This is a genomic window from Actinorugispora endophytica (assembly GCF_004363075.1).
Classification (GTDB): Bacteria; Actinomycetota; Actinomycetes; order Streptosporangiales; family Streptosporangiaceae; genus Actinorugispora; species Actinorugispora endophytica.
On record NZ_SNYN01000015.1, the window covers coordinates 13,083 to 39,604 of the forward strand.

At 72.6% G+C, this 26,522-nt stretch carries 23 protein-coding genes; 13 read left to right on the forward strand and 10 right to left on the reverse strand.

The genetic code is table 11. From position 1 onward, the window contains the following. Positions 1-50 precede the first annotated feature (50 nt). A complete protein-coding gene (locus EV190_RS16160) occupies positions 51-572 on the forward strand; it encodes a PH domain-containing protein (RefSeq protein ID WP_243742610.1) in 522 nt (173 codons plus the stop codon). Then, positions 569-2,299: a PH domain-containing protein gene (locus tag EV190_RS16165; protein WP_208113207.1), complete on the forward strand. Its 1,731-nt coding sequence runs from the start codon at positions 569-571 to the stop codon at positions 2,297-2,299. Before EV190_RS16160 ends, EV190_RS16165 begins: the two co-directional genes overlap by 4 nt. Before the next feature lie 56 nt (positions 2,300-2,355). Here the strand turns inward: EV190_RS16165 and sepH are convergent, their stop codons facing one another. After that, on the reverse strand, positions 2,356-3,414 hold the full coding sequence (gene sepH, locus EV190_RS16170) for a septation protein SepH (RefSeq protein WP_133742408.1): 1,059 nt from the start codon (positions 3,412-3,414) through the stop codon (positions 2,356-2,358). 393 nt (positions 3,415-3,807) lie between these two features. Next, positions 3,808-5,109: a D-arabinono-1,4-lactone oxidase gene (locus tag EV190_RS16175; RefSeq protein ID WP_133742409.1), complete on the reverse strand. Its 1,302-nt coding sequence runs from the start codon at positions 5,107-5,109 to the stop codon at positions 3,808-3,810. Between the two features lie 171 nt (positions 5,110-5,280). Between EV190_RS16175 and EV190_RS16180 the strand changes: the two genes are divergently transcribed. Beyond that, positions 5,281-6,312, forward strand: a complete 1,032-nt coding sequence (locus EV190_RS16180) for a ferrochelatase (RefSeq protein ID WP_133742410.1) — start codon at positions 5,281-5,283, stop codon at positions 6,310-6,312. A 33-nt stretch (positions 6,313-6,345) separates the two neighbouring features. Here the strand turns inward: EV190_RS16180 and EV190_RS16185 are convergent, their stop codons facing one another. Next, on the reverse strand, positions 6,346-7,560 hold the full coding sequence (locus EV190_RS16185) for a hypothetical protein (RefSeq protein ID WP_133742411.1): 1,215 nt from the start codon (positions 7,558-7,560) through the stop codon (positions 6,346-6,348). Between the two features lie 190 nt (positions 7,561-7,750). On the opposite strand from EV190_RS16185, the gene EV190_RS16190 reads away from it, so the two are divergent. Together EV190_RS16190 and EV190_RS16195 are read left to right on the forward strand one after the other, a co-directional pair. Next, positions 7,751-9,772: a S9 family peptidase gene (locus EV190_RS16190; protein ID WP_133742412.1), complete on the forward strand. Its 2,022-nt coding sequence runs from the start codon at positions 7,751-7,753 to the stop codon at positions 9,770-9,772. A gap of 29 nt (positions 9,773-9,801) precedes the next feature. Further along, positions 9,802-10,602, forward strand: a complete 801-nt coding sequence (locus tag EV190_RS16195) for an inositol monophosphatase family protein (RefSeq protein ID WP_133742413.1) — start codon at positions 9,802-9,804, stop codon at positions 10,600-10,602. 78 nt (positions 10,603-10,680) lie between these two features. Here the strand turns inward: EV190_RS16195 and EV190_RS23460 are convergent, their stop codons facing one another. Next, on the reverse strand, positions 10,681-10,848 hold the full coding sequence (locus EV190_RS23460; protein WP_166655479.1) for a hypothetical protein: 168 nt from the start codon (positions 10,846-10,848) through the stop codon (positions 10,681-10,683). 602 nt (positions 10,849-11,450) lie between these two features. Between EV190_RS23460 and EV190_RS16200 the strand changes: the two genes are divergently transcribed. The 4 genes from EV190_RS16200 to EV190_RS16215 all read left to right on the forward strand — a co-directional run bounded on the left by EV190_RS16200 (position 11,451) and on the right by EV190_RS16215 (position 15,308). Then, positions 11,451-12,104 (forward strand): response regulator transcription factor, encoded by a 654-nt coding sequence (locus EV190_RS16200; RefSeq protein WP_133742414.1) that lies wholly within the window; start codon positions 11,451-11,453, stop codon positions 12,102-12,104. Further along, the gene (locus EV190_RS16205; RefSeq protein ID WP_133742415.1) at positions 12,101-13,417 is read left to right on the forward strand and encodes a sensor histidine kinase; all 1,317 of its coding nucleotides are present in this window, start codon (positions 12,101-12,103) and stop codon (positions 13,415-13,417) included. The genes EV190_RS16200 and EV190_RS16205 overlap by 4 nt, the downstream gene beginning before the upstream one ends. 469 nt (positions 13,418-13,886) lie before the next feature. Then, a complete protein-coding gene (locus EV190_RS16210; protein ID WP_133742416.1) occupies positions 13,887-14,186 on the forward strand; it encodes a DUF4193 domain-containing protein in 300 nt (99 codons plus the stop codon). A 258-nt stretch (positions 14,187-14,444) separates the two neighbouring features. Next, complete coding sequence (locus EV190_RS16215; RefSeq protein WP_243742611.1) at positions 14,445-15,308, forward strand: hypothetical protein; 864 nt, start codon at positions 14,445-14,447, stop codon at positions 15,306-15,308. 780 nt (positions 15,309-16,088) lie between these two features. Here the strand turns inward: EV190_RS16215 and EV190_RS16220 are convergent. Next, the gene (locus tag EV190_RS16220) at positions 16,089-16,373 is read right to left on the reverse strand and encodes a DUF4235 domain-containing protein (RefSeq protein WP_133742417.1); all 285 of its coding nucleotides are present in this window, start codon (positions 16,371-16,373) and stop codon (positions 16,089-16,091) included. A 208-nt stretch (positions 16,374-16,581) separates the two neighbouring features. Here EV190_RS16220 and valS point away from each other — a divergent pair, with 208 nt between their 5' ends. From valS to EV190_RS16235, 3 genes are all read left to right on the forward strand, one after another. Next, a complete protein-coding gene (gene valS, locus EV190_RS16225; RefSeq protein WP_133742418.1) occupies positions 16,582-19,155 on the forward strand; it encodes a valine--tRNA ligase in 2,574 nt (857 codons plus the stop codon). A gap of 73 nt (positions 19,156-19,228) precedes the next feature. Next, positions 19,229-19,714 (forward strand): dUTP diphosphatase, encoded by a 486-nt coding sequence (dut, locus tag EV190_RS16230; protein WP_133742419.1) that lies wholly within the window; start codon positions 19,229-19,231, stop codon positions 19,712-19,714. A 44-nt stretch (positions 19,715-19,758) separates the two neighbouring features. Continuing rightward, positions 19,759-20,457 carry a DUF3710 domain-containing protein gene (locus EV190_RS16235; RefSeq protein WP_133742420.1) on the forward strand — a complete coding sequence of 233 codons (699 nt, stop codon included), beginning with the start codon at positions 19,759-19,761 and terminating at the stop codon, positions 20,455-20,457. 424 nt (positions 20,458-20,881) lie between these two features. Here the strand turns inward: EV190_RS16235 and EV190_RS16240 are convergent, their stop codons facing one another. Beyond that, entirely contained in the window at positions 20,882-21,991 is a 1,110-nt protein-coding gene (locus EV190_RS16240; protein ID WP_133742421.1) for a serpin family protein, read from the reverse strand. A 189-nt stretch (positions 21,992-22,180) separates the two neighbouring features. Between EV190_RS16240 and EV190_RS16245 the strand changes: the two genes are divergently transcribed. Then, positions 22,181-22,900, forward strand: coding sequence for a DUF3159 domain-containing protein (locus EV190_RS16245; RefSeq protein ID WP_133742422.1), 720 nt, complete (start codon positions 22,181-22,183; stop codon positions 22,898-22,900). Between the two features lie 92 nt (positions 22,901-22,992). Here the strand turns inward: EV190_RS16245 and EV190_RS16250 are convergent, their stop codons facing one another. From EV190_RS16250 to EV190_RS16265, 4 genes are all read right to left on the reverse strand, one after another. Continuing rightward, positions 22,993-23,607, reverse strand: a complete 615-nt coding sequence (locus tag EV190_RS16250) for an FMN reductase (RefSeq protein WP_133742423.1) — start codon at positions 23,605-23,607, stop codon at positions 22,993-22,995. Next, a complete protein-coding gene (locus EV190_RS16255) occupies positions 23,607-24,710 on the reverse strand; it encodes an LLM class flavin-dependent oxidoreductase (RefSeq protein WP_133742424.1) in 1,104 nt (367 codons plus the stop codon). The genes EV190_RS16250 and EV190_RS16255 overlap by 1 nt, the downstream gene beginning before the upstream one ends. 189 nt (positions 24,711-24,899) lie before the next feature. Continuing rightward, complete coding sequence (locus tag EV190_RS16260; RefSeq protein ID WP_133742478.1) at positions 24,900-25,592, reverse strand: potassium channel family protein; 693 nt, start codon at positions 25,590-25,592, stop codon at positions 24,900-24,902. Continuing rightward, complete coding sequence (locus tag EV190_RS16265) at positions 25,592-26,275, reverse strand: potassium channel family protein (RefSeq protein ID WP_133742425.1); 684 nt, start codon at positions 26,273-26,275, stop codon at positions 25,592-25,594. The genes EV190_RS16260 and EV190_RS16265 overlap by 1 nt, the downstream gene beginning before the upstream one ends. Between the last annotated feature and the right edge of the window lie 247 nt (positions 26,276-26,522).

The window sequence follows — 26,522 nt, forward strand, 5'->3', positions numbered from 1 at the left end:
GGAAAAGCCGAAGTGTCCCCTGGGGGGCGCGTCACCGTAGAATCTGACGGGTGACGATCACAGCCCGGCTGCGCCCTCCCCAGAACCGCGTTTCCCCCCGAGCCGTCTGGATGTGGACGGTGAGCGACGCGGTGGGGTCGGTGGTCCTCACCGGTCTGCTGGCCGCCGGCGCCTGGACGGTGTGGTTCTTCCGCTGGTCCTGGATACCCGACTGGGTCGTGGAGTACGCCTGGCTGGTCCCCGTGGTCGCCGGGGTGGTCTCGGTCGTGGACACGGTCGTCTCGCCGCGCTGGCGCTACCAGGCGCACCGCTGGGAGATCACCGGTGACGTCGTCTACACCCGCAAGGGCCGGATCGGCCGCTCCTGGCAGCTGGTGCCGGTGGGACGGATCCAGACCGTGGACCACACCCAGGGATGGTTCGAGCGGGCCTTCGGCCTGGCCACACTCAAGATCCAGACCGCCTCGCACGCGGGCTCCTCGAGCATCGAGGGGCTGGAGGAGGCCGACGTCCGGCGGATCTCCGAGGAGCTGGCCGCGCGCGCCGGCGAGCTGAAGGACGACGCCACGTGAGCGCCCCGGACGAAGCGGAGCAGGGCCGACCGCACCTGGGCGACGGGGACGGCCCCCGGCCGCCGCGCGACCCCGCCGAGGCCGTTCCCGCCGAGGCCCCCGAGGGGACCGGGAGCGCTCCGGTGGAGGAGCCCGGCCCCGTGGGGGCCCTCGACGGGGCCGAGGCCGGACTCGCCCCCGACGCCGACCGGAGGCTCAGCCCTCTGACGGTGGTCACCGCGTCGATCAACCACGTGCGGTCGTTCATCGTGCCGATCGTGGTGGCCCTGGTCGCCGGAAGCTTCAACCCCTGGGTGCTGGGCGGTTCGGCCGCGACCCTCGTCGCCCTGGTCGTCACCGGCTTCGTCACCTACAAGACCGTGCGCTACCGGGTGAGTCCCGAGCGCCTGGAGATCCGCTCGGGCCTGGTCTCCCGCTCCCGGCGCACCATCCCGCTGGAGCGCATCCGCGGCGTGGACATCACCTCCACGCTCCTGCACCGCGTGTTCGGCCTGGCCGTGGTCAAGATCGAGGCCGCGGCGGGCGGCGGCGGGGGCAAGGAGGAGGGCAAGCTCGACGCGGTCACCGCTGCCGACGCCGAGCGGCTGCGGGTGGAGCTGCTGCGCCGCAGGGCGCTGCTGACCGCCGGGGCCGCCGCCGACCCGGTGGAGGGCGGCCCGGAGGCGGGGGAGGCCCCGGAGGCCGACGCCGGGGCGGACCCCCGGGACGTCGTCTACTTCCGGATGCCGAACCGCTGGTACCTGTACGCGGTGCTGAGCCTGGGCTACCTGCTCACCCCGTTCGCGGCGCTGGCGGCGCTGTTCGGCTTCCTCAGCCAGCTCGTCGACGACGACGCCATCGCGGACTACGCCGTGGAGGGGGTCGACGCGGTCCAGGACCTCGTCCGGTCCGGGGTGGCCGTGCTGCTGATCCTCGTGGTCGGCGCGGCCGTGCTGCTGCTGGTGGCCATGCCGCTGTTCGCGGTGGGTTCCTACCTCGTCAGCCACTGGAAGTTCACGCTGCGCCGGCACGGCGACGCGCTGGTCACCGAGCGCGGTCTGCTCACCCGGCACAGCGTCACGCTGGAGCACCGCCGCATCCGCGGCCACGAGCTGTCGGACAACCCGATGCAGCGGATGCGCTCGCTGGTGCGGCTGTCGGCGATCGTCACGGGGCTGGGGGAGTCCGCGACCCGTGCGGCGCTGCTGCCGATGGGCCCGCGCGCCGTGGTGGACGACGTCCTGGCGCGGGCGCTGCGCCCGTTCGAGGGCGTGCTGACCCCGCATCCGCCCGCTGCCCGTTCGCGCAGGCTGTTCCGGGCGGTCGTGCCCCCCGCCGTGGTCGCCGTCGCCGCCGCGCTGTCGGGGTTCTACTGGGTGGCCGGGGCCTTCGCCGTCCTGGCGCTGCTGGGAGTCCCGCTGGGTCTGAGCCGCTACCGCGCGCTCGGCCACGGCTACGACGGTCACCTGGTCAGTGTGCGCTCGGGGTCGCTGAGCCGAACCCAGGCGAGCGTGCGGCGCGACGCCGTCATCGGCTGGCGGTGGGAGCAGAGCCTCTTCCAGCGCCGCGCGGGCCTGGCCACCGTGAAGGTCACCGTCGGCGCGGGCAGCGGAGGCTACGACGCCGTCGACGCGGACTTCGCCGAGTCCGTGGCCTTCGCCCACGGGGTCACCCCCGGGATGGTCCGCCAGTTCCTGGAGGCCGGACCCGGGAAGCCGGAGAAGCATGAGCCCCCGAGGGAGGGCTGACCCCGGGAAACGGAGCGGGCCCCGCGGCCTGGCCGCGGGGCCCGCTCCGTCACGGGTCATTCGGACTTCTTGGAACCGAACATGATCTCGTCCCAGGAGGGGACCGAGGCCCGGCGGCCGCGGCCCTTGCGGCGGGGCGGCTGCGGGGCCCCCGAGGCCGCCGCGGGCAGCGGCGGGTCCGGGTGGGGCGAGAGCTGGCCGGGGGCGGAGGGCTGCTGGGCGGCGGCCGGGGGAGAGAGCGGTTCGGGCCGCTCGGCCCGCCCCGGCGGAGCGGGCGCGGGCGGCGGGGCGGCCTCGGGCCGGTACCGGTACTCGGGGGCGGGGCGAGGAGGAGCGGACTCGGCCTGGCGCATCCGCTCGGCGGTGATGGGGACGCGCGTTCTGCGCGGTGCCGCGGCGGGGGCGGGCCCGGCGGCCGGGGCGGCGGTCTCCTCCAGCGTGGGCGGCGGGGCCTGCGGGACCTCGCGCGCGCCGGGGCGGCGCGGCGCGAACGGGGTGACGTTGGCGCTGCCGGGCCCCAGGTCCGGCGGCTCGTCGGAGTCCGCGCCCGAGGAGAACCGCACGGCCTCCTCGTCGTAGGGGGTCACCGAGCGCCGGCGCGGCTCGTACACCCAGTGCGCGACGTGTTCCTCGCCCATCACCCGGAAGGACAGTCTGATCTGCCAGGTGTTGTCCTCGCGCTTCCAGGAGTCCCAGGAGGCGTCCCCGGACTCCAGCTGGGCGCTGCCGATCCGCTCGGCCACGACGTCGCCGAGGACGGGCCCCGGCGCGGCGTCGCCCTGGAGGCGGACCGAGGCGCGCTGGGCCTGCTGCGCCATGTACTCGCGTTCCTGCAGGACCGGGCCCTCGAACCAGCGCACGCGTTCGATGGGGATGCCGGCGGCCTGGGCGATGGATTCGGCGGTCTCACCTGAGCGGATCCGGGCCTGGATCTCCTTGGGGCGCAACGGATTCTCCACTTCGATCTCGTACTGGCCGAGCCGAGAGAACTGTCCGCGCACGGCGGCGCGGAGACGGTCGTCGACGGGCAGCGTGAACCGGGTCCCGCGCCCGGCGCTGGCCAGCACCAGGTAGGTTCCGTCCTCGCTGACGGCGACCAGGCGAAGCTCCTGCATCGCCCTCCCTTTCGCGTCCCGTCGAGGGTATGTCGGCAGCCCTACATCCCCCAGCTCACAGTCTTGTCGGCCCGGGTTTGTCGAGCCAGTACCGCGCCCGGCATGTTCCGAACCTCCGACACCCGGTACGGGGCGCGCTGCACGCCCCTATCGTGCCATCTTGACACGTCGGCGTGTCGGAGCCGAGACCGCGGATCCGACACTCGGGCGCCCGGTGCTTGACGCGCGCCGGTCGCGCCGTCCACCGGCTCCGCTTTCCCCGGTGGCCCGCGCAGCCGATCACGGGGCGTCCCTGATGTCGAATCGACACGCCGTCCGCTGCCCCGGGAAAACGGGTCCAACCCTCCCGAGGGAGGCCGTGTGGTCTCGGGCGGGCCGGAGCCCGGTCCCGGGTCACCTCCCCAGCACGCGGTCCAGGTAGGCGTTGGCGAAGAGCCGCCGGGGGTCGACCCGCTCGCGCACCGCCAGCGCGTCGCCCAGGCGGGGGTACACCGTCTCCAGGTACGCCAGGTCCCGGGTGTGCAGCTTGCCCCAGTGCGGACGCCCGGCCACGTTCGTGAAGACCGCCTCCAGGTCCGCGAAGTACGCCTCGTGCGGGGTCCCCCGGTACACGTGCACGGCGACGTAGGCGGTCTCGCGACCGTAGGCGGTGGACAGCCACAGGTCGTCGGCGGGCGCGAAGCGCACCTCGATGGGGAAGCTGACGCGGTGCTCCCCCCGGTCGAACACCGCCCGGACCTCCCGCAGAACGTCGGCCAGGTGCTCGGCCGGGACGGCGTACTCCATCTCCACGAACCGGACCCGGCGCGGGCTGGCGAACACCGAGTGCGAGGCGTCCACGTACTCGCGCGCGGACAGCGCCCGCGCGGACACCTGGTTGATCGCGGGGATCGCGCGGGGGAAGCGCAGCCCTATCCGGTTGACGGCCTCGAACACCGTGTTGGACAGGAACTCGTCGTCCAGCCACGCCCGGAAGGCCGACAGCGGCCGGGCCGGGCCGGGGGTCCGGTTGTTGCGCTTGGTGTTGGTCGAACCGGTGTGCGGGAACCAGAAGAACTCGAAGTGCTCGTTCTCGGCGCGCAGTTCGGGAAGCCGTTCCAGGACCTCGGCCAGCGGCATCGGCTCCTCGCGCGCGTGCAGCAGGAACGCGGGTTCGATCGCCATGGTCAGCGCGCTCACCACCCCGAACGCGCCCAGGCCCAGGCGGGCGGCCTGGAACAGGTCGCCTTCGGTGTCGGCCGAGCAGTCGACGACGGAGCCGTCCGCCAGGACGATCTCCAGGCCCAGGATCTGTGCGGCGATGCCCGCCGAGCCGCGTCCCGTCCCGTGCGTGCCGGTCTGGGTGGCGCCCGCCAGCGTCTGCACCGCGATGTCGCCCATGTTGGTCAGGGCGGCGCCGCGCGCGGCGAGCGCGTCGTTGAGGTCGCACAGCCGCGCCCCGGCCTCGACGGTCGCGGTCCCCGCGTCGAGGTCGATCGAGCGCACCGACGCCAGCGCGGTCGGCGACAGCATCAGGCCGTCGGTCACGGCGATGTCGGTGAAGGAGTGGCCCGATCCCACCATCCGCACCCGCAGCCCGTCCCCGGCGGCCGCGCGCACCGCCGCGACCACGCCGGCGGTGTCGGCGGGGGCGCCCACCCGGCGGGGTTCGCTCCGATAGGTACCCGACCATGTGTTCCACGTCACACTCGTCATGCAATGGCACGGTACACAGTGGAGGCCCGAGAGGTAACCCGTCGGTAATGGGCTTTTCGCCGGCCCCCGCGGCGGGCGGCCGGGCCGCCTCCGCGCCGGGCCCCCGGCGTGGAGCGGGGCGCAGTCCGGGGGTCGCGCGTGACCTCCGCGAACAGCTGGTTTGATGGGGCCATGAGGCCCTACGACGCTTTCCTTCTTCTCTCCTTCGGAGGACCGGAGAAATCCGACGACGTCATCCCGTTCCTGGAGAACGTGACCCGCGGGCGCGGGATCCCCCGGGAACGGCTGGCCGAGGTCGGCGAGCACTACTTCCTGTTCGACGGAGTCAGCCCGATCAACCAGCAGTGCCGGGACCTGGTCGAGGCGGTCCGGGCCGACTTCGACGCGAACGGGGTCGACCTGCCCGTCTACTGGGGCAACCGCAACTGGGACCCCTACCTCGGGGACACGGTCGCGGCCATGGCCCGGGACGGCGTGCGCCGCGTCGTGGCGCTGGCGACCTCCGCCTACAGCAACTACTCGAGCCACCGGCAGTACCTGGAGGACATCGAGCGGGCCCGCGCCGCGGTCCCGGGGGCGCCCGAGATCGACCTGATCCGGCCCTACTACGACCACCCCGGGTTCGTCGACTCCTTCACCGGGCACACCCTCGACGCCCTGGCCCGGCTGCCCGCCGAGCTGCGCGAGGACGCGCACCTGCTCTACTCCGCGCACTCCATCCCCGAGGCGATGGCCAGGGCCTCGGGCGACCCGCGCCGCGACTACGGTCCGGTGGGCGCGTACGAGGCGCAGCTGGCGGAGGTGGCGCGGCTGGTCACCGAGCGCGTGGGCGGCGGCCACCGCTACGACCTCGTCTACCAGAGCCGCAGCGGCCCGCCCACCCAGCCGTGGCTGGAGCCCGACATCAACGACCGCCTCGCCGAGCTGGCCGACGAGGGCGTCCGGGCCGTCGTCGTGGTCCCCTACGGCTTCGTCTCCGACCACATGGAGGTCAAGTACGACCTCGACGTGGAGGCGCTGGAGACCGCCCGGAAGCTCGGTGTCCGGCTGGAGCGGGCATCGGCCCCGGGCACGCACCCCGCGTTCGTGGCGATGGTCCGCGATCTTGTCACCGAGCGCGCCGAGGGCCGCGAGCCCAGGGGTCTGGGCGCGATCGAGCGCTCCTGCCACGACGCCCCGGAGGACTGCTGCAGACCGCGCTGACGCCCCGCGTCCGGGAACCGCCGCGGGCCGGGGTCAGGAGACCGGGACGGCGGCCCCCTCGGCCTCCGAGGGGGCCAGGAACTCCGCCCAGCCCTGCTCGGGCCGCTGACCCACGCCCAGGGTCGCCAGCCGCTCCACGACGGCGGGGTCCTGGGCGTTGATCCAGTCGGTGAACTGGCGGAAGGAGACCATCCGCACGTCCCGCTCGCCGCCGACCCCGTCCATGAACCGCTCGACGGCGTCCATGTAGATCCCGCCGTTCCACCGCTCGAAGTGGTTTCCCACGAACAGCGGCGCGCGGTTGCCGCTGTAGGAGCGCTCGAAGCCCGCCAGGTAGGTGCCCAGCGCCTGCCCGCCCCACGCGCGGTGCCTGCTCTTGTCCTTCGTGCTGGTCTCGGACTGGTTGAACATGATGTTGTAGTCCATCGAGAGCACCTCGAACCCGCTGCCGGGCATGGGGATCGACTGCAGCGGGAAGTCCCAGAGCCCGCCCCTGCGCCGCGGCCAGACCTGCAGGCCGCCCGGGGAGCTCGCGTCGTACTTCCAGCCCAGCTTCGCCGCGGTGGGCAGCAGGTTGTCCTGGCCGAGCAGGCACGGGGTGCGCGCCCCGACCAGTTCCCTGCGGTAGTCGAAGGGCAGCGGCGGCAGGTCGGTGAAGCCGGTGTTGGTCTTCCAGTTCATCACGAACCGTACGGCCTGCTCGATCTCGGACGCCCAGTCCGCCGCGCCCCACAGCCGAACGCCCCGGGGGCCGCAGAAGTGCCCGTTGAAGTGGGTGCCGATCTCGTGCCCGGCGCGCCAGGCGAGGTCGATGTGCCGGATGGTCCGGTGCACCGACTCCTCGCTCAGGTAGGCGATGTCGGAGGCCCCCACGGGGTGGCCGGGCGGGCGGTAGAGGTTCTTCCGGTGCTCGGGCAGGAAGTACAGGCCGCTGAGGAAGAACGTCATCCACGCGCCGTTGCGCCGGGCGACCTCCAGGAACCGGGCGAACAGCCCGTCGCTCAGCTCGCCCGCCCCGTCCCAGGAGATGATCACGAACTGCGGCGGGGCCTTGGTGCGGTCGAGTGTGTCCACCACGGGCTGGTTCGGCTGCGGTCCCGTGTCCGACGTGGAGCCGTCGCCGATGAGGCGGGCCTCGGGCGCGGGCCCGGGCGGGGGCTTCCCGGTCCGCGGCGCGGAGCACCCGGCGGCGCCGAGCGCGCCCAGCGCGGTCGCGGACAGGAGTGTGCGGCGCGAAATGTCTCTCACTTGGATCCCGGTTTCCCTGGGCGCGTGAACGCGGCGGAAGGTGACCAGGAGAAAATTTATCACTTTAAGTAATCATTCAGCTGCGTTACGTGCTCGATTGTCCGTCTGGCGTGTCATGCGCTTACTGTGCGTCCTTGCGGGCGCCGATAGGGTCACAGACGAGACCAACAGTCGAGAACCGGAGGGTTCTATGCGTCAGCCGTGGCACGAACCGGACGCGTACGTGGCACTGCGTCGGGTCAACGGCCTCCGCCTGTCCCCCGACGGCCGCAGGCTCGTGGCCCCCGTCAGCGAGCTCGGCCCCGACGGCAGGTCGTTCGTCTCCTCGCTGTGGGAGGTCGACCCCGGGGGAGCGGCGGAACCGCGCAGGCTGACCCGCTCGGCCGCGGGCGAGAGCGCCCCCGTGTTCCTGCCCGACGGCTCCCTGCTGTTCACCTCCAAGCGCCCGGACCCCGACGCCGAGCCGGGGGAGGAGGCCACCGCGGGGCTGTGGCTGCTCCCCGCGGACGGTGGAGAGGCGCGCAGGGTCGCCGCGCGCCCGGGCGGCGTCGCCGGGGTGGCGGTCGCCCGCGACGCGGGAACGGTCGTCTACACCAGCGACGTGCACCCGGGCGCGGCCGATGCCGAGGCCGACGCCAAGGCGCGCAGGGACCGCAGGGACGCGGGTGTCACCGCGATCCTGCACGAGGGGCCCCAGGTGCGCCACTGGGACCGCGACCTGGGGCCGGACCGGCCGCGGCTGTTCGCCGCGGACCCGCCCGCCGACGCCTCGGACGGGCTGGCGGACGAGCGCGACCTCACCCCCGACGCCGGAACGGGCCTGGACTTCACCGCGCCCGCGCTCACCCCCGACGGCGCCACCGCCATCACCCCCTGGGCCGTGGCGGACGAGAACGCGCGGCAGCACACCAGCCTGGTCGCCATCGACACCCGGACCGGCGGGCGCCGGACCCTCGCCGACGACCCCGACCGGGACTTCGAGGCCCCCGCGGTCTCGCCCGACGGCCGGTACGTCGCGGCCGTGCGCGCCTTCGACGGCCACTACGACGGCGAACCGCGCGACAGCACCCTCTGGCTCGTCGACCTGGAAACCGGGCAGGGCCGCGACCTGCTGCCCGGACACGACCTGTGGCCGGGCGAGATCGCCTGGGCGCCCGACTCCTCGGCCGTGTACGTCACCGCCGACGACCACGGCCGCCGCCCCGTCTTCCGGATCGGCCTGGACGGCGCCGCGCCGGTCCGGCTCACCGGCGAGGGCGCCTACAGCGCGCTGAACCCGTCCCCCGACGGCGCGGCCCTGTACGCGCTGCGCGACTCCTGGAGCGAACCGCCCACCCCCGTGCGCCTCGACACCGCCGCCACCGGACAGGACCCGGTTCGGCTGCCCTCGCCCACCCCCCGGCTGCAGCCGCCCGGCACCCTCACCGAGATCGAGGCCGTCTCCGCGGACGGCACCACCATCCGCTCCTGGCTGGTGCTGCCCACCGACGCCTCGGCGGACTCGCCCGCCCCGCTGCTGCTGTGGGTGCACGGCGGCCCCTACTCGAGCTTCAACGGCTGGAGCTGGAGGTGGAACCCGTGGCTGATGGCGGCCCGGGGGTACGCCGTGCTGCTGCCCGACCCGGCGCTGTCCACCGGGTACGGCGTCCGGATGCGGCAGCGCGCCTGGGGGAACTGGGGCGAGCCCACCTTCGCCGACGTCATGGCCGCCACCGACGCCGCGGAGGCCCGCCCCGACATCGACGCCGAGCGCACCGCCGTGATGGGCGGCTCCTTCGGCGGTTACATGGCCAACTGGATCGCCGGGCACACCGACCGCTTCAAGGCCGTCGTCACGCACGCCTCGCTGTGGTCGCTGGACGGCTTCCACGCCACCACCGACTACCCGGCGGCGTGGATCCGCGAGTTCGGCGACCCCCTGACCCAGCCCGAGCGCTACGAGCGGAGCTCGCCGCACCGCCACGTGGCGGCCATCCGCACGCCCGTGCTCGTCATCCACGGCGACAAGGACTACCGGGTGCCCATCGGCGAGGGACTGCGGCTGTGGTGGGATCTCCTCAGCCACAGGGTGGACGCCAAGTTCCTGTACTACCCGGACGAGAACCACTGGGTGCTCACCCCGGGCAACATCAAGGCCTGGTACGAGACCATCTGGGCCTTCCTCGACCACCACGTGCACGGCAAGGAATGGCGCCGCCCCGAACTGCTCTGAGCGGCCCCACACTCAAGGAGAAGACGATCATGACAGATCCCGATCCCCGGGTCCTGCTGGACCTCGCGGTCGAGGCGGCCCGCAAGGGCGGCGCGCTGGCCGCGCGCGGCCAGGCGGGCATCTCGGTGCTCGACACCAAGTCCTCGCCCACCGACGTGGTCACCGAGATGGACCGCGCGAGCGAGGAGCTGATCCGGGGCGTCCTGCTCGGGGCCCGCCCCGGCGACGCGATCCTGGGGGAGGAGGGCGGCGAGGCCTCGGGCAGCACCGGGGTGCGCTGGCTGGTCGACCCCATCGACGGGACCGTCAACTACCTGTACGGGCGCCCCGACTGGGGCGTGAGCATCGCCGCAGAGGTCGACGGCGTCGTCGTGGCCGGGGTCGTGGAGGTCCCGGTGCGCGGCCTGACCTACACCGCGGTGCTGGGCGGCGGGGCCTTCCGCGACGGCGAGCCGATCGCGGCCGCGCCCCGGGTCGAGCTGGGGATGGCCCTGGTGGCGACCGGGTTCGGCTACGAGTCCCGGCGCAGGCGCAAGCAGGCCGAGGTGCTGGGCACGGTCCTGCCTCGGGTGCGCGACATCCGCCGGGTCGGTTCGGCCGCGCTGGACCTGTGCGACATCGCGGAGGGGCGCGTCAACGCCTACTACGAGCGGGGGATGCAGCCCTGGGACTGGGCCGCGGGCGCCCTGATCGCCGCGGAGGCGGGAGTCCGGGTCGAAGGGCTGCGGGGCGGGCCGCCCAGCACCGACATGACGCTGGCGGCGGTCCCGGGCCTGTTCGAGGAGCTCCACGACCTGCTGGAGCCCCTGGGGGCCGACACCGACGGCTGAGGCGCCTCCGACGGTGAAAGGGGCCGGCCCGGTGTCCCGCCGGGACCCGGGCCGGCCCCTGCCCTGCCGTCTCGAACGCTACGCGTTGTGCGGGTCGATCCCATTGCGAGCGGCGATGCGACGCAGGTCCTCCAGCTCCGACGCGTGCGCGTCGGCGAGGAATTCGTCTCCAGCGGCCTGAGCCGCTTGGAGCGACGTGCAGGTCTCGTTGATCCGGACCCGAATCTCCGACAGAAACTCGCCCATCATCACACCCCTCTCACCACATGGTTGGCGGTTGCCGACCATACCCACGCCCGTGCACGCGCCAAACCTCCCGGTTCGAAGGTTCACCAACCGGTAACCGGTAACCGGTGACGCGGCGGACGCCGGTTCCGGCCGCGGGCGCCGGGCCCCGCCATGATTCCAGGGGCCTCGCGGAGGGCGCGGGCCGGGTGGCGGTAAACCGCGATCGGGGTGTCTTACCCCACAATGGTCACGAAAGAGGGGTGCTTACCTTTTTCTTATCCGTGCTGTGTCACATTCGAGATGTGCGGGGTGAACGTCGCGGTCGGCGGTTGGGGGATGCGCCGACCGCGACTCCGCGTTCTCGGGGGTTCCGGACCGACGTCCGGACTCCGGTGAGCGAAGAGCGCGGAACTCCCCGTATCATCGAAGACGTACCGGCTCCGGCCGGGGAAGTCGCCTGATCTTCCGGTTGCGCGACACCGACCTGGTTTACCAGCACCTTAACCAGGACGTGGGAAAACAGATGACGCAGCCGGGGTTGAGCGCCGCTGCCGGTGTGTTGGGGGATGCGCCGGCAGCGGCCTTTTTTCTGCCGCCCCGACGGAGAAACGAAGGACACAGTGCGCGTACTCGTGGTCGAAGACGAGCAGGTCCTCGCGGACGCGGTCGCCGTGGGCCTGCGGCGCGAGTCGATGGCCGTGGACGTCGTGTACGACGGTGACAGCGCGTTGGAGCGCACCAGCGTCAACGACTACGACGTCGTCATCCTGGACCGGGACCTGCCGGGAACGCACGGCGACGACGTGTGCCGGTCACTGGCCTCCTCCAGCTACACCGGGCGCATCCTGATGCTCACCGCCGCGGGCGAACTCGACGACAAGGTGGCCGGGCTGACCCTGGGCGCCGACGACTACATGGCCAAGCCCTTCGCGTTCGCCGAGCTCATCGCGCGGGTGCGGGCACTGGCCCGGCGCGCGGCCCCGCCGCTGCCGCCCGTGCTGGAGCGCGGGGGCATCACGCTGGACCCGGCCAACCACACGGTCGAGCGCGACGGGCGCCCCGTCCCGCTCACGCCCAAGGAGTTCGCGGTCCTCGAGGTCCTGATGCGCGCGAACGGCACCGTGGTCAGCGCCGAGGGCCTGCTGGAGAAGGCGTGGGACGAGAACGCCGACCCGTTCACCAACGTCGTGCGGGTGACCGTCATGACCCTGCGCAAGAAACTGGGCGAGCCCCCGGTGATCCGAACCGTGCAGGGCGCGGGGTACCGCATTTGAGTGCCGAGGGACAGGGGCGGCCCGACTTCGTCCCCGCCCAGGCCTCCACCGGCGAGGTCCCGCCCACGCCGCCCGGCGAGACCGGGACCTGGCGCCGGCTGTCCTCGCCGCTGCAGTCCGCGGCCTCCGGCGGCGGGCCGGTGTCCCGCCCCGTCAGGGCGGAGGTGCCCCAGATCACCGACAACATCAGCCTGCGGATGCGCCTCACGCTCATCTACGGGATGCTCTTCTTCGCGGCCGGATCGCTCCTGGTCCTGCTGAACTACGTGATCCTGACCAGCGTCCTGGACAAGCCCGACTTCACGATCCAGATCGACGGCTACACCCTCGAATCCGAGATCGCGGAGGAGATCAAGGCCAGCCTGATCGACGGCATCGCCAACCAGGTCACCCGGTTCTCCATCCTGGCGCTGGTCGTGGTGGGCGTCCTGGCGGTGGGCCTCGGGTACGTGGTGGCCGGCCGGGCGCTGTCCCCGCTGCACAAGATCACCCGCATCGCGCGCAGGCTGTCCGAGCGCTCACTGCACGAGCGCATCGCGCTGAGTGGGCCCGACGACGAGATCCGCGAGCTCGCAGACACCTTCGACGCGATGCTGGAGCGCCTGGACCGCGCCTTCGACGGCCAGCGCCGCTTCGTCGCCAACGCCTCCCACGAGCTGCGCACCCCGCTGGCGATCAACCGCACCCTTCTCGAGGTCGCGCTCGCCGACCCCGAGGCGTCGGCCGACCTCAGGACCATCGGCCGCACCCTGCTGGAGACCAACTCCCGGCACGAGCGCCTCATCGACGGCCTGCTCTTCCTGGCCAAGAGCGACCGCGAGCTGAACGTGCGCGCCGTGGTCGACCTGGGCGAGGTGTCGGCCACCGTGCTCAGCCAGCTCAGCGGCGACATCGAGAACTCGGGGCTGAGGATCCGCACCGACCTGCGCGAGGCGCCCGTCACCGGTGACCCCGTGCTGCTGGAGCGGCTCGTGGGCAACCTGGTGGAGAACGCCCTGCGGTACAACGTCGCCGGCGGCGAGATCACGGTCCGCTCCGGCGAGAACGAGGGCGCCCCCGCGGTCCAGGTGGAGAACTCCGGTCCGGTCATCCCGGTCTACGAGATCGAGGGCCTGTTCGAGCCGTTCCGTCGGGGTTCCGGCGACCGGGTGCGCTCCAAGAAGAGCGCGGGCCTGGGACTGTCCATCGTGCGCTCGGTCGTGCGCGCCCACCAGGGGGTGGTCACCGCCTGGCCGCGTGCCGGGGGCGGCCTCGTGGTGACGGTCCGCTTCCCCTCGAGCGGCCGCCGCGCCGACTCCGAGGGCGCGGTCTGAGACCGCTTCCGGTCGCCGGAGTGTCAGCTGTCGAGACCGACTGCGCTTTCCATCGCCTCCGTGGTATTCATACGTGTCCGGTGACACGGGCGGCCGCGGTACGGAGTGCTCCCACGGGTGGGTATGCTCTCCCGGGCATCGTCACGGCGGGACGCGTCTCGCCGTGGACGTCCGCTCTGACCTCCTGACTTGGCGCGGGTTCCGTGCTCGGCCAGTCGGGACGCAGAGGAAACAGGTCGGAATCCGTTCGGCGTTGGGTAGCACATGGGGATGAACCGTTCGCGAAGTACACGAGTGCGCTCGCGTTCGGCCGCTCGATGCTGCCGTTCAGGTGTGACAAGCACCCGGGAGGGGTCACAGTCCACTAACGCCGTGGGAATTTTTTGATCCGAACGGGCACAAGAAACGTCTCTCAAGCGTTACACCCGCGCGACGAGGCACAGAGATCGAGGGGGATGGAGTAAGAAAGATGGCCACCGACTACGACAGCCCGCGTAAGACCGACGAGGACCTGGGCGAGGACAGCCTTCAGGAGCTGCAGGCGCGTCGGGTGGACAAGGGGACCAGCACCATCGACGTCGACCCCGACGACGTCGCGGAGGGCCTGGAACTGCCCGGTGCGGACCTGTCCGGCGAAGAGCTCGCCGTCCGGGTGCTGCCGCGCCAGGCCGACGAGTTCACCTGCTCGCGCTGCTTCCTGGTGCACCACCGCAGCCAGCTGGCCGAGGAGCGGAAGGGGCAGCTCGTCTGCAAGGAATGCGCCTACTAGGCAGGCGGCGTTCCCCTTCCCCACTCCGTCTCTTCCGGCCGAAGAACGCGACGCGCCCCGGCAACCGTGCCGGGGCGCATCCGTTTCCCCGGCCCGGCACGCGCTTCCGGGACGTTCCCGCCGTCGCGGCCCCCGGGCCCCACGGGCGGCCGCCGGGGGGCGCGGGAGACGGGCCGCGCCAGGGACGGAACGGGACGGCGCACCCGTTCGTCTACCGTGTGTGCCACTACCACCTTCGTCGCGAAGGGGAACGAGACCGTGACCGAAGAGACCGAAGACAGGGACCGGAACATCGAACCGGGAACCGGGCTGGTGCCCGTCGGCGACGCGGAGGTGGGTGAACTCGTCACCCGGCTGGTCGCCGACGACGGAACCGACAAGGAGGGGCGCGCCCGGCTGCTGGGGCGGCTCTCCGCGGCGCTGGCCCGCAGCGCGCGCACCGCCGGAGCCAGGAGCCTGGCGGGCGGACGCTGGCTGACCGACCTGTTCACCGAGGAGATCGCGCCGCGCATCCCGGTCCGCGACCGCGAGACCCTGGTCCGCCACCACAAGGGCCTTGAGGGCGAGGAGCTCGCCGACGCGCTGGAGCGCACCGCGACCAACGCCACCACCGCCGTGGGCGCGGCGGGCGGGGCGCTGGCGGCGGTCCAGTTCACCGCGCCGCCGCTGCTGCTCACGGTGCCCGCCCAGATCGTCGCCGAGACCGTCGTGGTCGCGGCGATCGAGGTCAAGCTCATCGGCGAGCTGCACGAGGTCTACGGGGCGCCGGCCAGGGGCGGCTCCCTGCAGAGGACCTCCGGCTACCTGCTCTCGTGGGCCAGGCGGCGCGGCATCAACCCGGCCCAGATGACCGAGTCGCTCACGGTCGCCCTGGGGTCGGCCGCCAAGACCGCGCTGCGCAACCGTCTGATGAAGCTGCTGGGCCGCCACGTGACCACGCTCGGCCCCTACCTGACCGGAGCCGTGGCGGGAGGGACGCTGAACCGCGTCGGGACCCGCGGCATGGCCAAGGCCGTGCGCGCCGACCTGCGCTCGGTGGCGCTTCCCGGAGCCGGGGGCATGGCCACGGTGACCCCGCTGTCCCAACCCGCGCACCGCAGGAGCCTGGACGGCGGTCACTAGGGAGTCTCCGGCGCGGGAATGATTCTTGTACCGGTGCTTCGGGGGTCTTTCGGCCCCGCGCCACGCGGTTCGAGAGGTCACGGCGGGCGGCGACGGCGGGCGGGGGCCGGGGCCGCACCCACGGTGTCCGGTGCGTGAGGGTTCCGTTGACGGTCGTGGGCTTTCTGCCCGTTTCGGGGCCGGGAAGGGCGGAAAGCCCGTGATCATTCCGGGTGGGGGCGGAACCGGCCCTCGAATGTCCGGTGATCTTGCTGTTTTCCCCACGGAATCCTTGGTTTCAGGGGGAAACAGCAAGATCATCAACGGAAACCACGCGAAACGGACGTCGTGGGCGCGGCCCCGACCCCCACCCGCCGTCGCCGCTCGCCGTGACCCCGCGATCCGCGTGACAGGAGGCCGAAATGTCACCGAAGCACCGGAGGGAACGCCAGGAAACGGACGCCTTCCCGCAGCCCGGGGCCCCGCCCGTCGTCGCCGCCCCGTCACCGCGCGCACGAGAACACCCCGACGATCCGGTCGGCGGACTCCCGGCGCCGAATCACCCCCGCGACGGAAATCCCATGGTGCGGTGACCACAGGCGTTCGTCGGGTCGGAGGGCGAGAAGCCCCTCCGTGAGCGGCAGCGGCCTCGGACCGCCGCCGGTGGCCGGGGAGGGTCACCAGGCCGCCCCGGCGAACGTCTCCGGCCGGAGCGCCGGGGGCTCCCGGGGTTTCCGGCGCGGAAGCGCGGCGGGGGACGGCGGGAGTGCTCCCGCCGTCCCCCGAACCGGACCCGGAGGGTCAGACCGGCAGGTCCTTGATGTCGCGGTGCCGGCGCGGCGCGAACCGCTTGTGCACGGTGCGCACCACCAGGACGCGGGCCACCTCCATGCCCACGCCGGTGACCACGGCCCAGCCGAGAGCCTCGCCCAGGCTGATGTCGGGCGCCTCGGGGTCGGCCGGGGGCTCCTTGCCCACGGCCTTGGTCCAGGCGAGGGTCAGGGCCTTGCGGGTCACGTAGGCGGCGGCCAGCGCGGCCACGCCTCCGACGATCCGGGCGGTGAGGTCACCATCCTTGTCTGCCATATGCGTTCAGTCGCCTTCCGTTTCGGCGTCGGTCGTCAGCGGGGAACGGGAAACACTGACCGAAATACTGCCACGCCCGGGGCCGCCGCCGCAGGGCGCGGCCGCTCAGGGTGTCGGGGCGGCCGCCCGGGGACCGGGGACCGGGAGCGCCGCGGGGCCTGTGGACAACCGGAGCGATCATGCGCGCGGGGCCAATACCATTACCTCTATGACCAACCGCTCTCGTTCCTTCAACGTGCCTGAGAAGCCTTCGCTCGACGGTATCGAGGCGAAATGGGTGGACGCCTGGGACGAGTCCGGCGTCTACCACTTCGACCGCTCCCGGAGCCGGGAGGAGATCTTCTCGATCGACACCCCGCCGCCCACCGTCTCGGGCTCGCTGCACATCGGGCACGTCTTCTCCTACACCCACACCGACACCGTCGCCCGCTTCCAGCGGATGAACGGCAAGGCCGTCTTCTACCCGATGGGCTGGGACGACAACGGCCTGCCCACCGAGCGCCGGGTGCAGAACTACTACGGGGTCCGCTGCGACCCGTCGATCGCCTACGACCCGGACTTCACCCCGCCGGCCAAGCCCGACGCCAAGCGACAGGTCCCGATCTCCCGGCGCAACTTCATCGAGCTCTGCGACCGGCTCACCGCCGAGGACGAGAAGGTCTTCGAGGGGATCTGGCGCACCCTCGGCCTGAGCGTGGACTGGCGGCACACCTACGCCACCATCGACGACAACTCCCGCGCCGCCGCCCAGCGGGCCTTCCTGCGCAACCTCGCGCGCGGCGAGGCGTACATGGCCGAGGCGCCCACCCTGTGGGACGTCACCTTCCGCACCGCGGTGGCCCAGGCCGAGCTGGAGGACCGCGACCGCCCCAGCGCCTACCACAAGCTGGCCTTCCACCGCGACGGCGGCGAGCCGGTCCTGATCGAGACCACCCGCCCCGAGCTGCTGCCCGCGTGCGTGGCGCTGGTCGCCAACCCCGACGACGAGCGCTACCAGCCCCTGTTCGGCTCCACCGTGCGCACCCCGGTCTTCGGGGTCGAGGTCCCGGTCCTGGCGCACCGCCTGGCCGATCCCGAGAAGGGCTCGGGCATCGCCATGATCTGCACCTTCGGCGACCTCACCGACGTCACCTGGTGGCGCGAGCTCCAGCTTCCCACCCGGCCCATCGTCGGCTGGGACGGCCGCATCGTCGCCGACCCTCCCGCGGGCCTGGAGTCCGAGGCCGGGCGCGACGCCTACGCCACGCTCGCGGGGGCCACCGTGCACACCGCGCGCGAGCGCGTGGTCGGGCTGCTGCGCGAGTCCGGCGACCTGATCGGCGAGCCCAGCAAGATCACCCACCCGGTCAAGTTCTACGAAAAGGGCGACAAGCCCCTGGAGATCGTCACCACCCGCCAGTGGTACATCCGCAACGGCGGACGCGACGCCGGGGTCCGCGAGGCGCTGCTGGAGCGCGGCCGCGAGCTCGCCTGGCACCCCGCGCACATGCGCAGCCGCTACGAGCACTGGGTGGGCGGGCTCAACGGCGACTGGCTGATCAGCCGCCAGCGCTTCTTCGGCGTGCCGTTCCCCGTCTGGTATCCGCTGGACGCCGAGGGCAACCCGCGCTACGACGAGCCCATCACCCCGGCGGAGTCGGCGCTGCCGGTCGACCCCAGCTCCGAGGCCCCCGAGGGCTACACCGAGGCCCAGCGCGGCGTGCCCGGCGGTTTCACCGGCGACCCCGACGTCATGGACACCTGGGCCACCTCCTCGCTGTCGCCGCAGATCGCCGCGGGCTGGGAGCGCGACCCCGACCTGTTCGAGCGGGTCTTCCCGATGGACCTCCGCCCGCAGGGCCAGGACATCATCCGCACCTGGCTGTTCGCCACGGTGGTCCGCTCGCACTTCGAGCACGGTTCGCTGCCCTGGAGCACCGCGGGCATCTCCGGCTGGATCCTGGACCCGGACCGCAAGAAGATGTCCAAGTCCAAGGGCAACGTCGTCACCCCCATCGACCTGCTGCAGAAGTACAGCTCCGACGCGGTCCGGTACTGGGCGGCCAGCGGCCGCCTGGGCACCGACACCGCGCTGGACGAGGGGCAGATGAAGGTCGGGCGGCGCCTGGCCATCAAGATCCTCAACGCGAGCAAGTTCGCGCTGTCGGTCGCGGGCGAGACGTCCGTCCCGGACCCCGCCGCCGTCACCGAGCCGCTGGACCGGTCGATGCTGGCGGCCCTCGCCGACGTCGTCGAGGACGCCACCGCGGCGTTCGAGGGGTACGACCACACCCGGGCGCTGGAGCGCACCGAGCGGTTCTTCTGGGACCTCTGCGACGACTACCTGGAGCTGGTCAAGACCCGCGCCTACGACACCGAGTCGGCGGCCGGGGCCTCGGCCCGCGCCGCGCTGCTCATCGCGCTGTCGGCGCTGCACCGCCTGTTCGCCCCGTTCCTTCCCTTCGTCGCCGACGAGGTCTGGTCGTGGTGGCAGGACGGCTCCGTGCACGCGGCGGCCTGGCCCTCGACCGGCGAGTTCCGGGCGGCCGCGGGCGACGGCGACCCCGCCGTGCTGACCGCCACCGCCGAGGTGCTGCGCGCGGTGCGCAAGGCCAAGTCCGAGGCCAAGCTGTCCATGCGCGCCGAGGTCGACCGGGTCGTCGTGCGCGGCAAGCAGGCCGAGAACGCGGGCCTGTCCCGGACCGACATCGCGGCCGCGGGCCGCGTCGGCGAACTGGGCTTCGAGACCAGCGACGACGCCGAACTGCGCGTCGAGGTGTCCCTGCCCGAGGCCGCGGAGTAGCGGCCGGGAACCGACCGGAGGCGCCCCGCGTTGACGTGGGGCGCCTCCGCTGTTCGCGGTAGGCTCGGCCAGTGTGAGCAACGTTTCCCTCGACAGCACTCCGGTACGGGTCCGGATCCTGAGGATCGACCCCGACCTGCCGCCGCCCGCCTACGCCCATCCGGGGGACGCGGGGGCCGACCTGGCCACGGCGGAGGACGTCGTGCTGGACCCGGGCGAGCGTGCGACCGTGCGCACCGGCCTGGCCGTCGCGCTGCCGGACGGCTACGCGGCGTTCGTGCACCCCAGGTCGGGCCTTGCCGCGCGGTGCGGGCTGACCGTGGTGAACGCGCCCGGCACGGTCGACGCCGGATACCGGGGGGAGATCAGGGTGACCCTGCTCAACACGGACGCCACCACGCCGGTGAAGCTGACCCGGGGGGACCGCGTCGCCCAGCTGGTGATCCAGCGGGTCGAGCACGCGGTCTTCGTCGAAGTCGACGAACTCGGGGACTCGGCGCGCGGTGCCGGTGGGTTCGGCTCCACCGGCGGCCACGCCGTGCGGCCGGACCAGCGATGAACGTCTCCCGGACGATCCGGGACACAAGGAAGAGGTGTTGAGGCGTGTTCGGACGCCGACGCAAGAAGAACGCCAAGAGCGGCGCTGACGACACCATCCCCGCCGTCGCACCCCGACAGAGCCCGGTGACGGAGCCGGCCAAGGAGGAGGACAGGTACCGCGCCCAGGGACCGTGGGACGCCTCCGAGAAGTCGTCCGAGGTGCAGCGGGTGGACCTGGGGGCCTTGCGCGTCCCGGTCGGCCCCGACATCGAGGTCCAGGTCAACGTCGCCAAGCAGCAGAACAAGGTCATCGGGGTGACCATCGTCAACGGCCAGACGGCCTTGCAGGTGCAGCCGTTCGCCGCACCCAAGTCCAGCGGGCTGTGGGACGAGATCCGCGGTGAGATCGCCGCCGAGATCGCCCAGTCCGGGGGCAAGAGCGAGGAGTTCGACGGCACCTTCGGCCCCGAGCTGCGCACCATCCTGCCGGTACCGGGCAAGACCAACGACAAGGGCCAGCAGCTCGCCCAGCCCGCCCGCTTCATCGGCGTGGACGGGCCGCGCTGGTTCCTGCGCGGGGTGATCCGCGGGGAGGGATCAGTCCGGCCCGAGGCAGCGGCCAGGATCGAGGAGATCTTCGCGGGGATCGTCGTGGTCCGCGGCGACCTGCCGGTTCCGCCCCGGGAGCTGCTGGACCTCAAACTCCCCCAGCAGGCCAGGCCGGCGCCCGGGACGGCCGCGCAGCAGACCGCCAAGGAGTAGCGTCCCCGCCGACGGGGCCCGCACGGCGCGGACCCCGTCGGCGGGCACGGCGGGCGGGACGAGGACGTCCGGCCACCGCGTGTGCGGGTGTGGACGACGAGCGGATGCCGATCCGACGGGAGACCCCAGCGGGCCATCGACGTCATCCGGCCGGTCACGGCCGCGGTCTTCACCCGGGAGGGGAGGAGCCGCCCGAGGCGGACCTGACCGACCGGCTCCGGGCCTGGGGCCGATCAGCGAGGGAAGGGCCACCGTCCCGCAACATCCCTCGGGCACCGCGAGGAGTGACGACTCCGAGTGGGAGTCACCCGCCGACCCTCGGACACGGGACGCTAGGGAGCCTCCGGCGCGGGGGTGGTTCGGCGTGAGGCCGAAAGACCCCCGAAGCACCGGTGCCCGAATTCACCCCCGCGCCGGAGCTTCCCTAGTCGCCCGCGGGGCCCGGGTCCTTCGGGTCGTTGACGGTGCCCAGGAACAGGATCGCGTCGCGGCGGCGCAGGAGGACGAGGAAGGGCCGGTCCACGACGAAGGGCACCGGCGGGGGCGGCATCGCGCCCGCGGCGCGCATCATCATGACCGCGGTCGCGGCCGCGCCCTCGGCACCCTTCTCGTCGACCCGGAGCCGGGCCTGGTGGACGACGGAGTCCACCTTCAGCGGCACGGGGGAGATCGCGGACAGGTCGGCGGCGTCGGTGAAGACGGTGCGCACCCCCGCGGAGTCCAGCACGTCGGTGAGCTCCTGGTGGTGGGTGACGTCGAAGCGGGGCAGGGCCAGGGCCACGGAGGTGTCGCGCGCGTCCCGGTACAGCGCGGTGAGCGTCCCGGCGTCCAGCGTGCTCCGGGAACCGGCCTCGGGTGGAAGCAGCACGTCCAGTACGAGGCCGTCCCGCCCCGGCAGGCTCACCATCCGCCAGTCCCCGGTCCGGGCGTGGGCCAGGCGCTCGACCCGGTGCATCAGCGCGGCGCGCCTGGTCCCCGAGGGGGCGTGGAAGGGGAGGTCGCGGGTGCGTCCGGGGTTGAACGGCTCGGTCCAGCGCATCTTCACCCACAGCGCGTTGACCAGGATCGACAGCACGTCAGCGGTGACGCTGCCGGGGGTGAGCAGATCGCTGATCATCCCGCGGGTGGTCTTGGCGACGTCGGAGTTGATCTCGGCCCGGACCCCTTCGGGGTCGCCGCGGAAGTCCGCCGCCCGCAGGTCGGAGTCGGGGCGGGCGCGGACGCGCGACTCGAAGCCCGGCTCCACGGGCACGTCGTCGCGTACCCACAGGGCGGTCCGCGAGGCCAGTTCGGGTCCTCCGGCCACGGCCTCGTCGAGCGCGGCGAGCAGGCCGTCCAGGTCCGCGCCCAGCAGCGCGGTCAACTCCGAGCGGGTCCGCCCGTGGGCGCCGGCGGCCACGAGGCCCAGCGCGCACGCCACCGAGTAGGGCGACCACACGAAGCCCGGCCCGTCGCCCGCCCCCGACGCGGTCAACAGCTCGTGTACGCGGAGCGCGAACGCGACGTGGTCGGGGCGCGGGGCGGTGGCGGGCATCGGGTACTCCTTCGCGGAGAACGGCACTCCTGGCGGTTCACACCCTAGGCGACGTACCGTGGGTAGCTCCAGAACGGTGTTCGCCCGCGTGGGCGCGCAGGTCCGGGCGCCGTCGACACTAGGCTGGACGGCGCGGCAACCCTGTTGACCGCCTCCGTTCAGCGCGTCCCAGACTTCTCCAGGAGTGAAATGACCGACCAGCGCCAGGGCGAGGTCTCCGAGAACACCGTCGAGGAGGTCGTTCGAGGCCAACTGTCCAAGGCTCTGGGCGGCAAGCGCGGCATGGCGGAGGCGGCGGTGCCCACCATCGTCTTCACCGTCACCTACCTGCTGGCCAACCGCTACGAGTTCGGCCCGGTCATGGGACTGGACAACCTCCGGATCGCGCTGGTCCTGGGCGTGGGCTCGGCCCTCGTGCTCGCCGCGGTCCGGCTCGCCCAGCGCTCCTCGGTGCAGTTCGTCTTCAACAGCCTGATCGGCATCGGCGTCGCCGCGTTCTTCGCGCTGCGCAGCGGGGAGGCCGAGGACGCGTTCCTGCCGGGCATCATCTACAACGCCGTGTACGCGGTCGTGCTGATCCTGACCATCCTGATCCGCTGGCCGGCGATGGGCCTGCTCATCGGCGCGGTCACCGGGGACACCGGGGGCTGGCGGTCCGACCCCGCCGTCCTCAGGCTCAGCTCCCGGCTGACCTGGCTGCTGGTGCTGCCGTGCGTGGTGCGGGTCGTGGTGCAGTACCCGCTGTGGGCCTCGGGCGCGGTCGGCTGGCTGGGCGCGTCCAAGGTCCTGATGGGCTGGCCGCTCCAGGTCGCCGCGCTGGCCGCCATGGTGTGGCTGCTGGCCCTGGGCCGCACCCCCATCGGGGGCTCCGTCCCCCACCAGGACCCCGGGGACGGTTCTCCCCGGTGATCTCGGTCCCTCCGGGGCTCGGAAGCGGTTGAGAGCCGGGAAGCGTCGAGACCACCGGGGGAGGACCCCGCCCGGCCAAGGGCGGGGCGGGGTCAGGCGCCCAGCAGGTCGGCGAAGGGGGTCGGGTCCTCGTAGGGGTCCGAGGGCTTCTGCCGGTCCCGGCCGCCGAGCAGCGCGGCGAGTTCGCCGGCGGCCCGATCGATCCGTTCGGTGAGCGCCCGGCCGTCACCGCCGCCGGTCCCCCAGTCCTCGGACGCGGCGTAGACCGCGGTCGGAACGACGACGGACCGCAGGTAGGCGAACAGCGGGCGCAGGGCGTGCTCGAGCGCGAGGGAGTGGCGCGGAGTTCCGCCGGTGGCCGCGATCAGCACGGGCTTCCCGGCCAGCGACTCGGGTTCCAGGACGTCGAAGAACATCTTGAACAGGCCGCTGTAGGAGGCCGTGAAGATCGGGGTGACCGCGATCAGGGCGTCGGCGTCGACCACGCTGTCGATCGCGGCCCGCAGGTTGCCGGTGGGAACGCCGCTGACCAGGTTGTTCGTCAGGTCGTGGGCGTGGCCGCGCAGTTCGACCACGTCGACGGCCGCCTGGATCCCCTGGCCGAGCAGGGATCGCCCGGTCGCCGCGGCGAGCCGGTCGGCCAGCAGCCGCGTGGAGGACGGCTGGCCCAGGCCCGCCGAGACGACGGCGAGAGTGCGGTTGCTCATCAGGCCTCCCCGGCCTTCTCGGTGTCGGCCGCCGCGGCCGCCGCGCGCAGGGCGGCGTGCGTGGGAGCCTCGGGGACGTGTGCCGGGCGCAGGGAGTCGAACTCCTTGCGCAGGACGGGGACGACCTCCTCGCCGAGCAGGTCGAGCTGCTCCAGGACGGTCTTGAGGGGCAGGCCCGCGTGGTCCATCAGGAACAGCTGGCGCTGGTAGTCGCCGAAGTGGTCGCGGAACCCCAGGGTCCTGTCGATGACCTCCTGCGGGCTGCCGACGGTGAGGGGCGTCTGCTCGGTGAACTCCTCCAGCGACGGGCCGTGCCCGTACACGGGGGCGTTGTCGAAGTACGGGCGGAACTCCCGGACCGCGTCCTGGGACCTCCTGCGCATGAACACCTGGCCGCCGAGGCCGACGATCGCCTGGTCGGCCGAGCCGTGGCCGTAGTGCTCGTACCGCCTGCGGTACAGGTTGATCAGGCGGACGTAGTGCTCCTTGGGCCAGAAGATGTGGTTGGCGAAGAACCCGTCCCCGTAGTAGGCCGCCTGCTCGGCGATCTCCGGGCTGCGGATGGAGCCGTGCCAGACGAACGGCGGAACGCCGTCCAGGGGCCGCGGGGTCGAGGTGAAGGACTGGAGGGGGGTGCGGAACTTGCCCTCCCAGTCCACGACGTCCTCACGCCACAGCCGGTGCAGCAGGTGGTAGTTCTCGACGGCCAGCGGGATGCCCTGGCGGATGTCCTGGCCGAACCAGGGGTACACGGGGCCGGTGTTGCCGCGCCCCATCATGAGGTCGACCCGGCCGTCGGCCAGGTGCTGGAGCATCGCGAAGTCCTCGGCGATCTTGACCGGGTCGTTCGTGGTGATCAGGGTGGTGGAGGTGGACAGGACGAGCCGCTCGGTCCGGGCCGCGATGTAGCCGAGCATCGTCGTGGGGGAGGAGGGCACGAACGGCGGGTTGTGGTGCTCGCCGGTGGCGAAGACGTCCAGGCCCACCTCCTCCGCCTTCAGTGCGATCGTCACCATCGCCTTGATCCGCTCGGCCTCGGACGGGGTCCGCCCGGTCGTCGGATCCGTGGTGACGTCGCCGACGGTGAAGACTCCGAACTGCATGCCGACCCCTCCGAGAAGCTTTCCTTGATTGGAAAGAAGTAGAAAATTCAACTATATGTGCGAACTTACCCGCGTTCGCGTGTATTCCACGGATGCGCCGCTGGTGGGACACGTCACCCGGGCGGCGCGTCCCCTTCCCACGGTACGGGCCGCGCCTCTCCCCGGAGCCACCGGGGAGAGGCGTTCCTCTCAGCGGTCGGACGCCCCCGCCAGCACCGCCTGCAGGTCGTCGTCGGCCTCGGTGCTGCTGAGCAGCACCAGGTCGTCCCCCGGCGAGAGCACGGTGTCGGCCAGTGGGGCGAGCGCCCGGCCGCCGTGCACGACCGCCACCAGCACGACGCCCTCGGGCAGCTCCGCACCGAACTCGCCGACGGCCCGCCCCACGTGCGGGGAGTCCGCGGGCAGGGTGAACTCCAGCAGGTCGGTGCCGCCGAGCGCGGCCAGAGCCACCGCGTCGCCGGCCCCGGGAAGGCCGAACCCGGTGTCGTCCTCGTCGTCCTCCACCAGCGCCGCGATCAGCCGCGGCGGCGAGACGGCGACGTCCACCCCCCAGGAATCGGTGAACAGCCACTCGTTGCGGGGGTCGTTGATCCGTGCGACGACCCGGCGCACCCCGAACTCGCTCTTGGCCAGCAGCGCCACCACCAGGTTGACCTTGTCGTCGGAGGTCGCGGCGACCACCACGTCGAACTCGTCCAGCCGGGCGTGCTCCAGGGAGCTCAGCTCGCAGGCGTCGGCCAGCATCCACTCGGCGCTCTCCACCTCGTGCACGCCGATCGCGCGGGAGTCGCGGTCGATGAGCAGCACCTCGTGCCCGTTGCCCAGCAGCTCCATGGCGATGGAGCGCCCCACCGCGCCGGCCCCGGCGATCGCGACGCGCATCATCGGCCCGCCCCTTCCACATCGTCCGCGCCGAGACGGCGCACCGTCTCCTGGATCGAACCCGCCGGAGCGAGCACGTGCAGCACGTCACCGGACCGCACCCGGGTGTCCCCGCGCGCCAGCGTGATCTCCCCGCCCCTGCCCAGGTAGGCCACCCGCACCCCCAGCGCCGACTCGACCTGGTCGACCCGCCGGTCCAGCCACGAGGTCCCGGTCACGGCCTCGACGAGCGCGAGCGTGCCGGAGGGGTCCCGCCACAGGGGCTCGGCGCCCAGCCCCTCGTCACCGGGGACGAGGCGGCGCAGGATCGTGTCGGCGGTCCAGCGCACCGTGCCCACGGTGGGGATTCCCAGCCGCTGGTACACCTCGGCGCGGCGGGGGTCGTAGATGCGCGCCACCACGTTGCGCACCCCGAACGTCTCGCGTGCCACCCGGGCGGCGATGATGTTGGAGTTGTCCCCGCTGCTCACCGCCGCGAACGCGTCCGCCGTCTCGACGCCCGCCCGCACCAGCACGTCCCGGTGGTGGCCCAGCCCGGTGACCGCCTGCTTGGCGGTGGCCGAGCGCAACCGCCGGAACGCCTCGGGGGAGCGGTCGATCACCGCGACCGTGTGCCCGGCGTCCTCCAGCGTGTGCGCGAGGGTGGACCCCACCCGCCCGCAACCCAATATGACGATGTGCACTGGTTGTCCGATCCGATCGGGTTGTTCTCACTTCGCGCGCGCACGATCGCGCGGTCCAGGATTACGAAGATATCCAGTTCGCACGGTGGGCGTCGTCCCGCCCCGGGGCCGCGGCGCCGGTTCCGCCGGGCGCGGAGCCGCCGCCGCTCGACTAGAGTTACCGCAGACGGGCGGTGGCTGGAGCGTGTCTTCAAAGCCGTTTCGGGCTCGCGCCCACCAGGGGCAGGGCCCCGCCGCGCGAGAATCG

Coding starts and splice junctions, on each gene's coding strand:
- EV190_RS23460 (WP_166655479.1), bottom strand. CDS start 10,848: ATGGGCGAGTTTCTGTCGGAGATTCGGGTCCGGATCAACGAGACCTGC.
- sepH (WP_133742408.1), bottom strand. CDS start 3,414: ATGCAGGAGCTTCGCCTGGTCGCCGTCAGCGAGGACGGAACCTACCTG.
- EV190_RS16190 (WP_133742412.1), top strand. CDS start 7,751: ATGCGTCAGCCGTGGCACGAACCGGACGCGTACGTGGCACTGCGTCGG.
- EV190_RS16220 (WP_133742417.1), bottom strand. CDS start 16,373: ATGGCAGACAAGGATGGTGACCTCACCGCCCGGATCGTCGGAGGCGTG.
- EV190_RS16260 (WP_133742478.1), bottom strand. CDS start 25,592: ATGCGCGTCGCGATCGCCGGGGCCGGCGCGGTGGGGCGCTCCATCGCC.
- EV190_RS16195 (WP_133742413.1), top strand. CDS start 9,802: ATGACAGATCCCGATCCCCGGGTCCTGCTGGACCTCGCGGTCGAGGCG.
- EV190_RS16180 (WP_133742410.1), top strand. CDS start 5,281: ATGAGGCCCTACGACGCTTTCCTTCTTCTCTCCTTCGGAGGACCGGAG.
- EV190_RS16240 (WP_133742421.1), bottom strand. CDS start 21,991: ATGCCCGCCACCGCCCCGCGCCCCGACCACGTCGCGTTCGCGCTCCGC.
- EV190_RS16210 (WP_133742416.1), top strand. CDS start 13,887: ATGGCCACCGACTACGACAGCCCGCGTAAGACCGACGAGGACCTGGGC.
- EV190_RS16255 (WP_133742424.1), bottom strand. CDS start 24,710: ATGCAGTTCGGAGTCTTCACCGTCGGCGACGTCACCACGGATCCGACG.
- EV190_RS16250 (WP_133742423.1), bottom strand. CDS start 23,607: ATGAGCAACCGCACTCTCGCCGTCGTCTCGGCGGGCCTGGGCCAGCCG.
- valS (WP_133742418.1), top strand. CDS start 16,582: ATGACCAACCGCTCTCGTTCCTTCAACGTGCCTGAGAAGCCTTCGCTC.
- EV190_RS16245 (WP_133742422.1), top strand. CDS start 22,181: ATGACCGACCAGCGCCAGGGCGAGGTCTCCGAGAACACCGTCGAGGAG.
- EV190_RS16175 (WP_133742409.1), bottom strand. CDS start 5,109: ATGACGAGTGTGACGTGGAACACATGGTCGGGTACCTATCGGAGCGAA.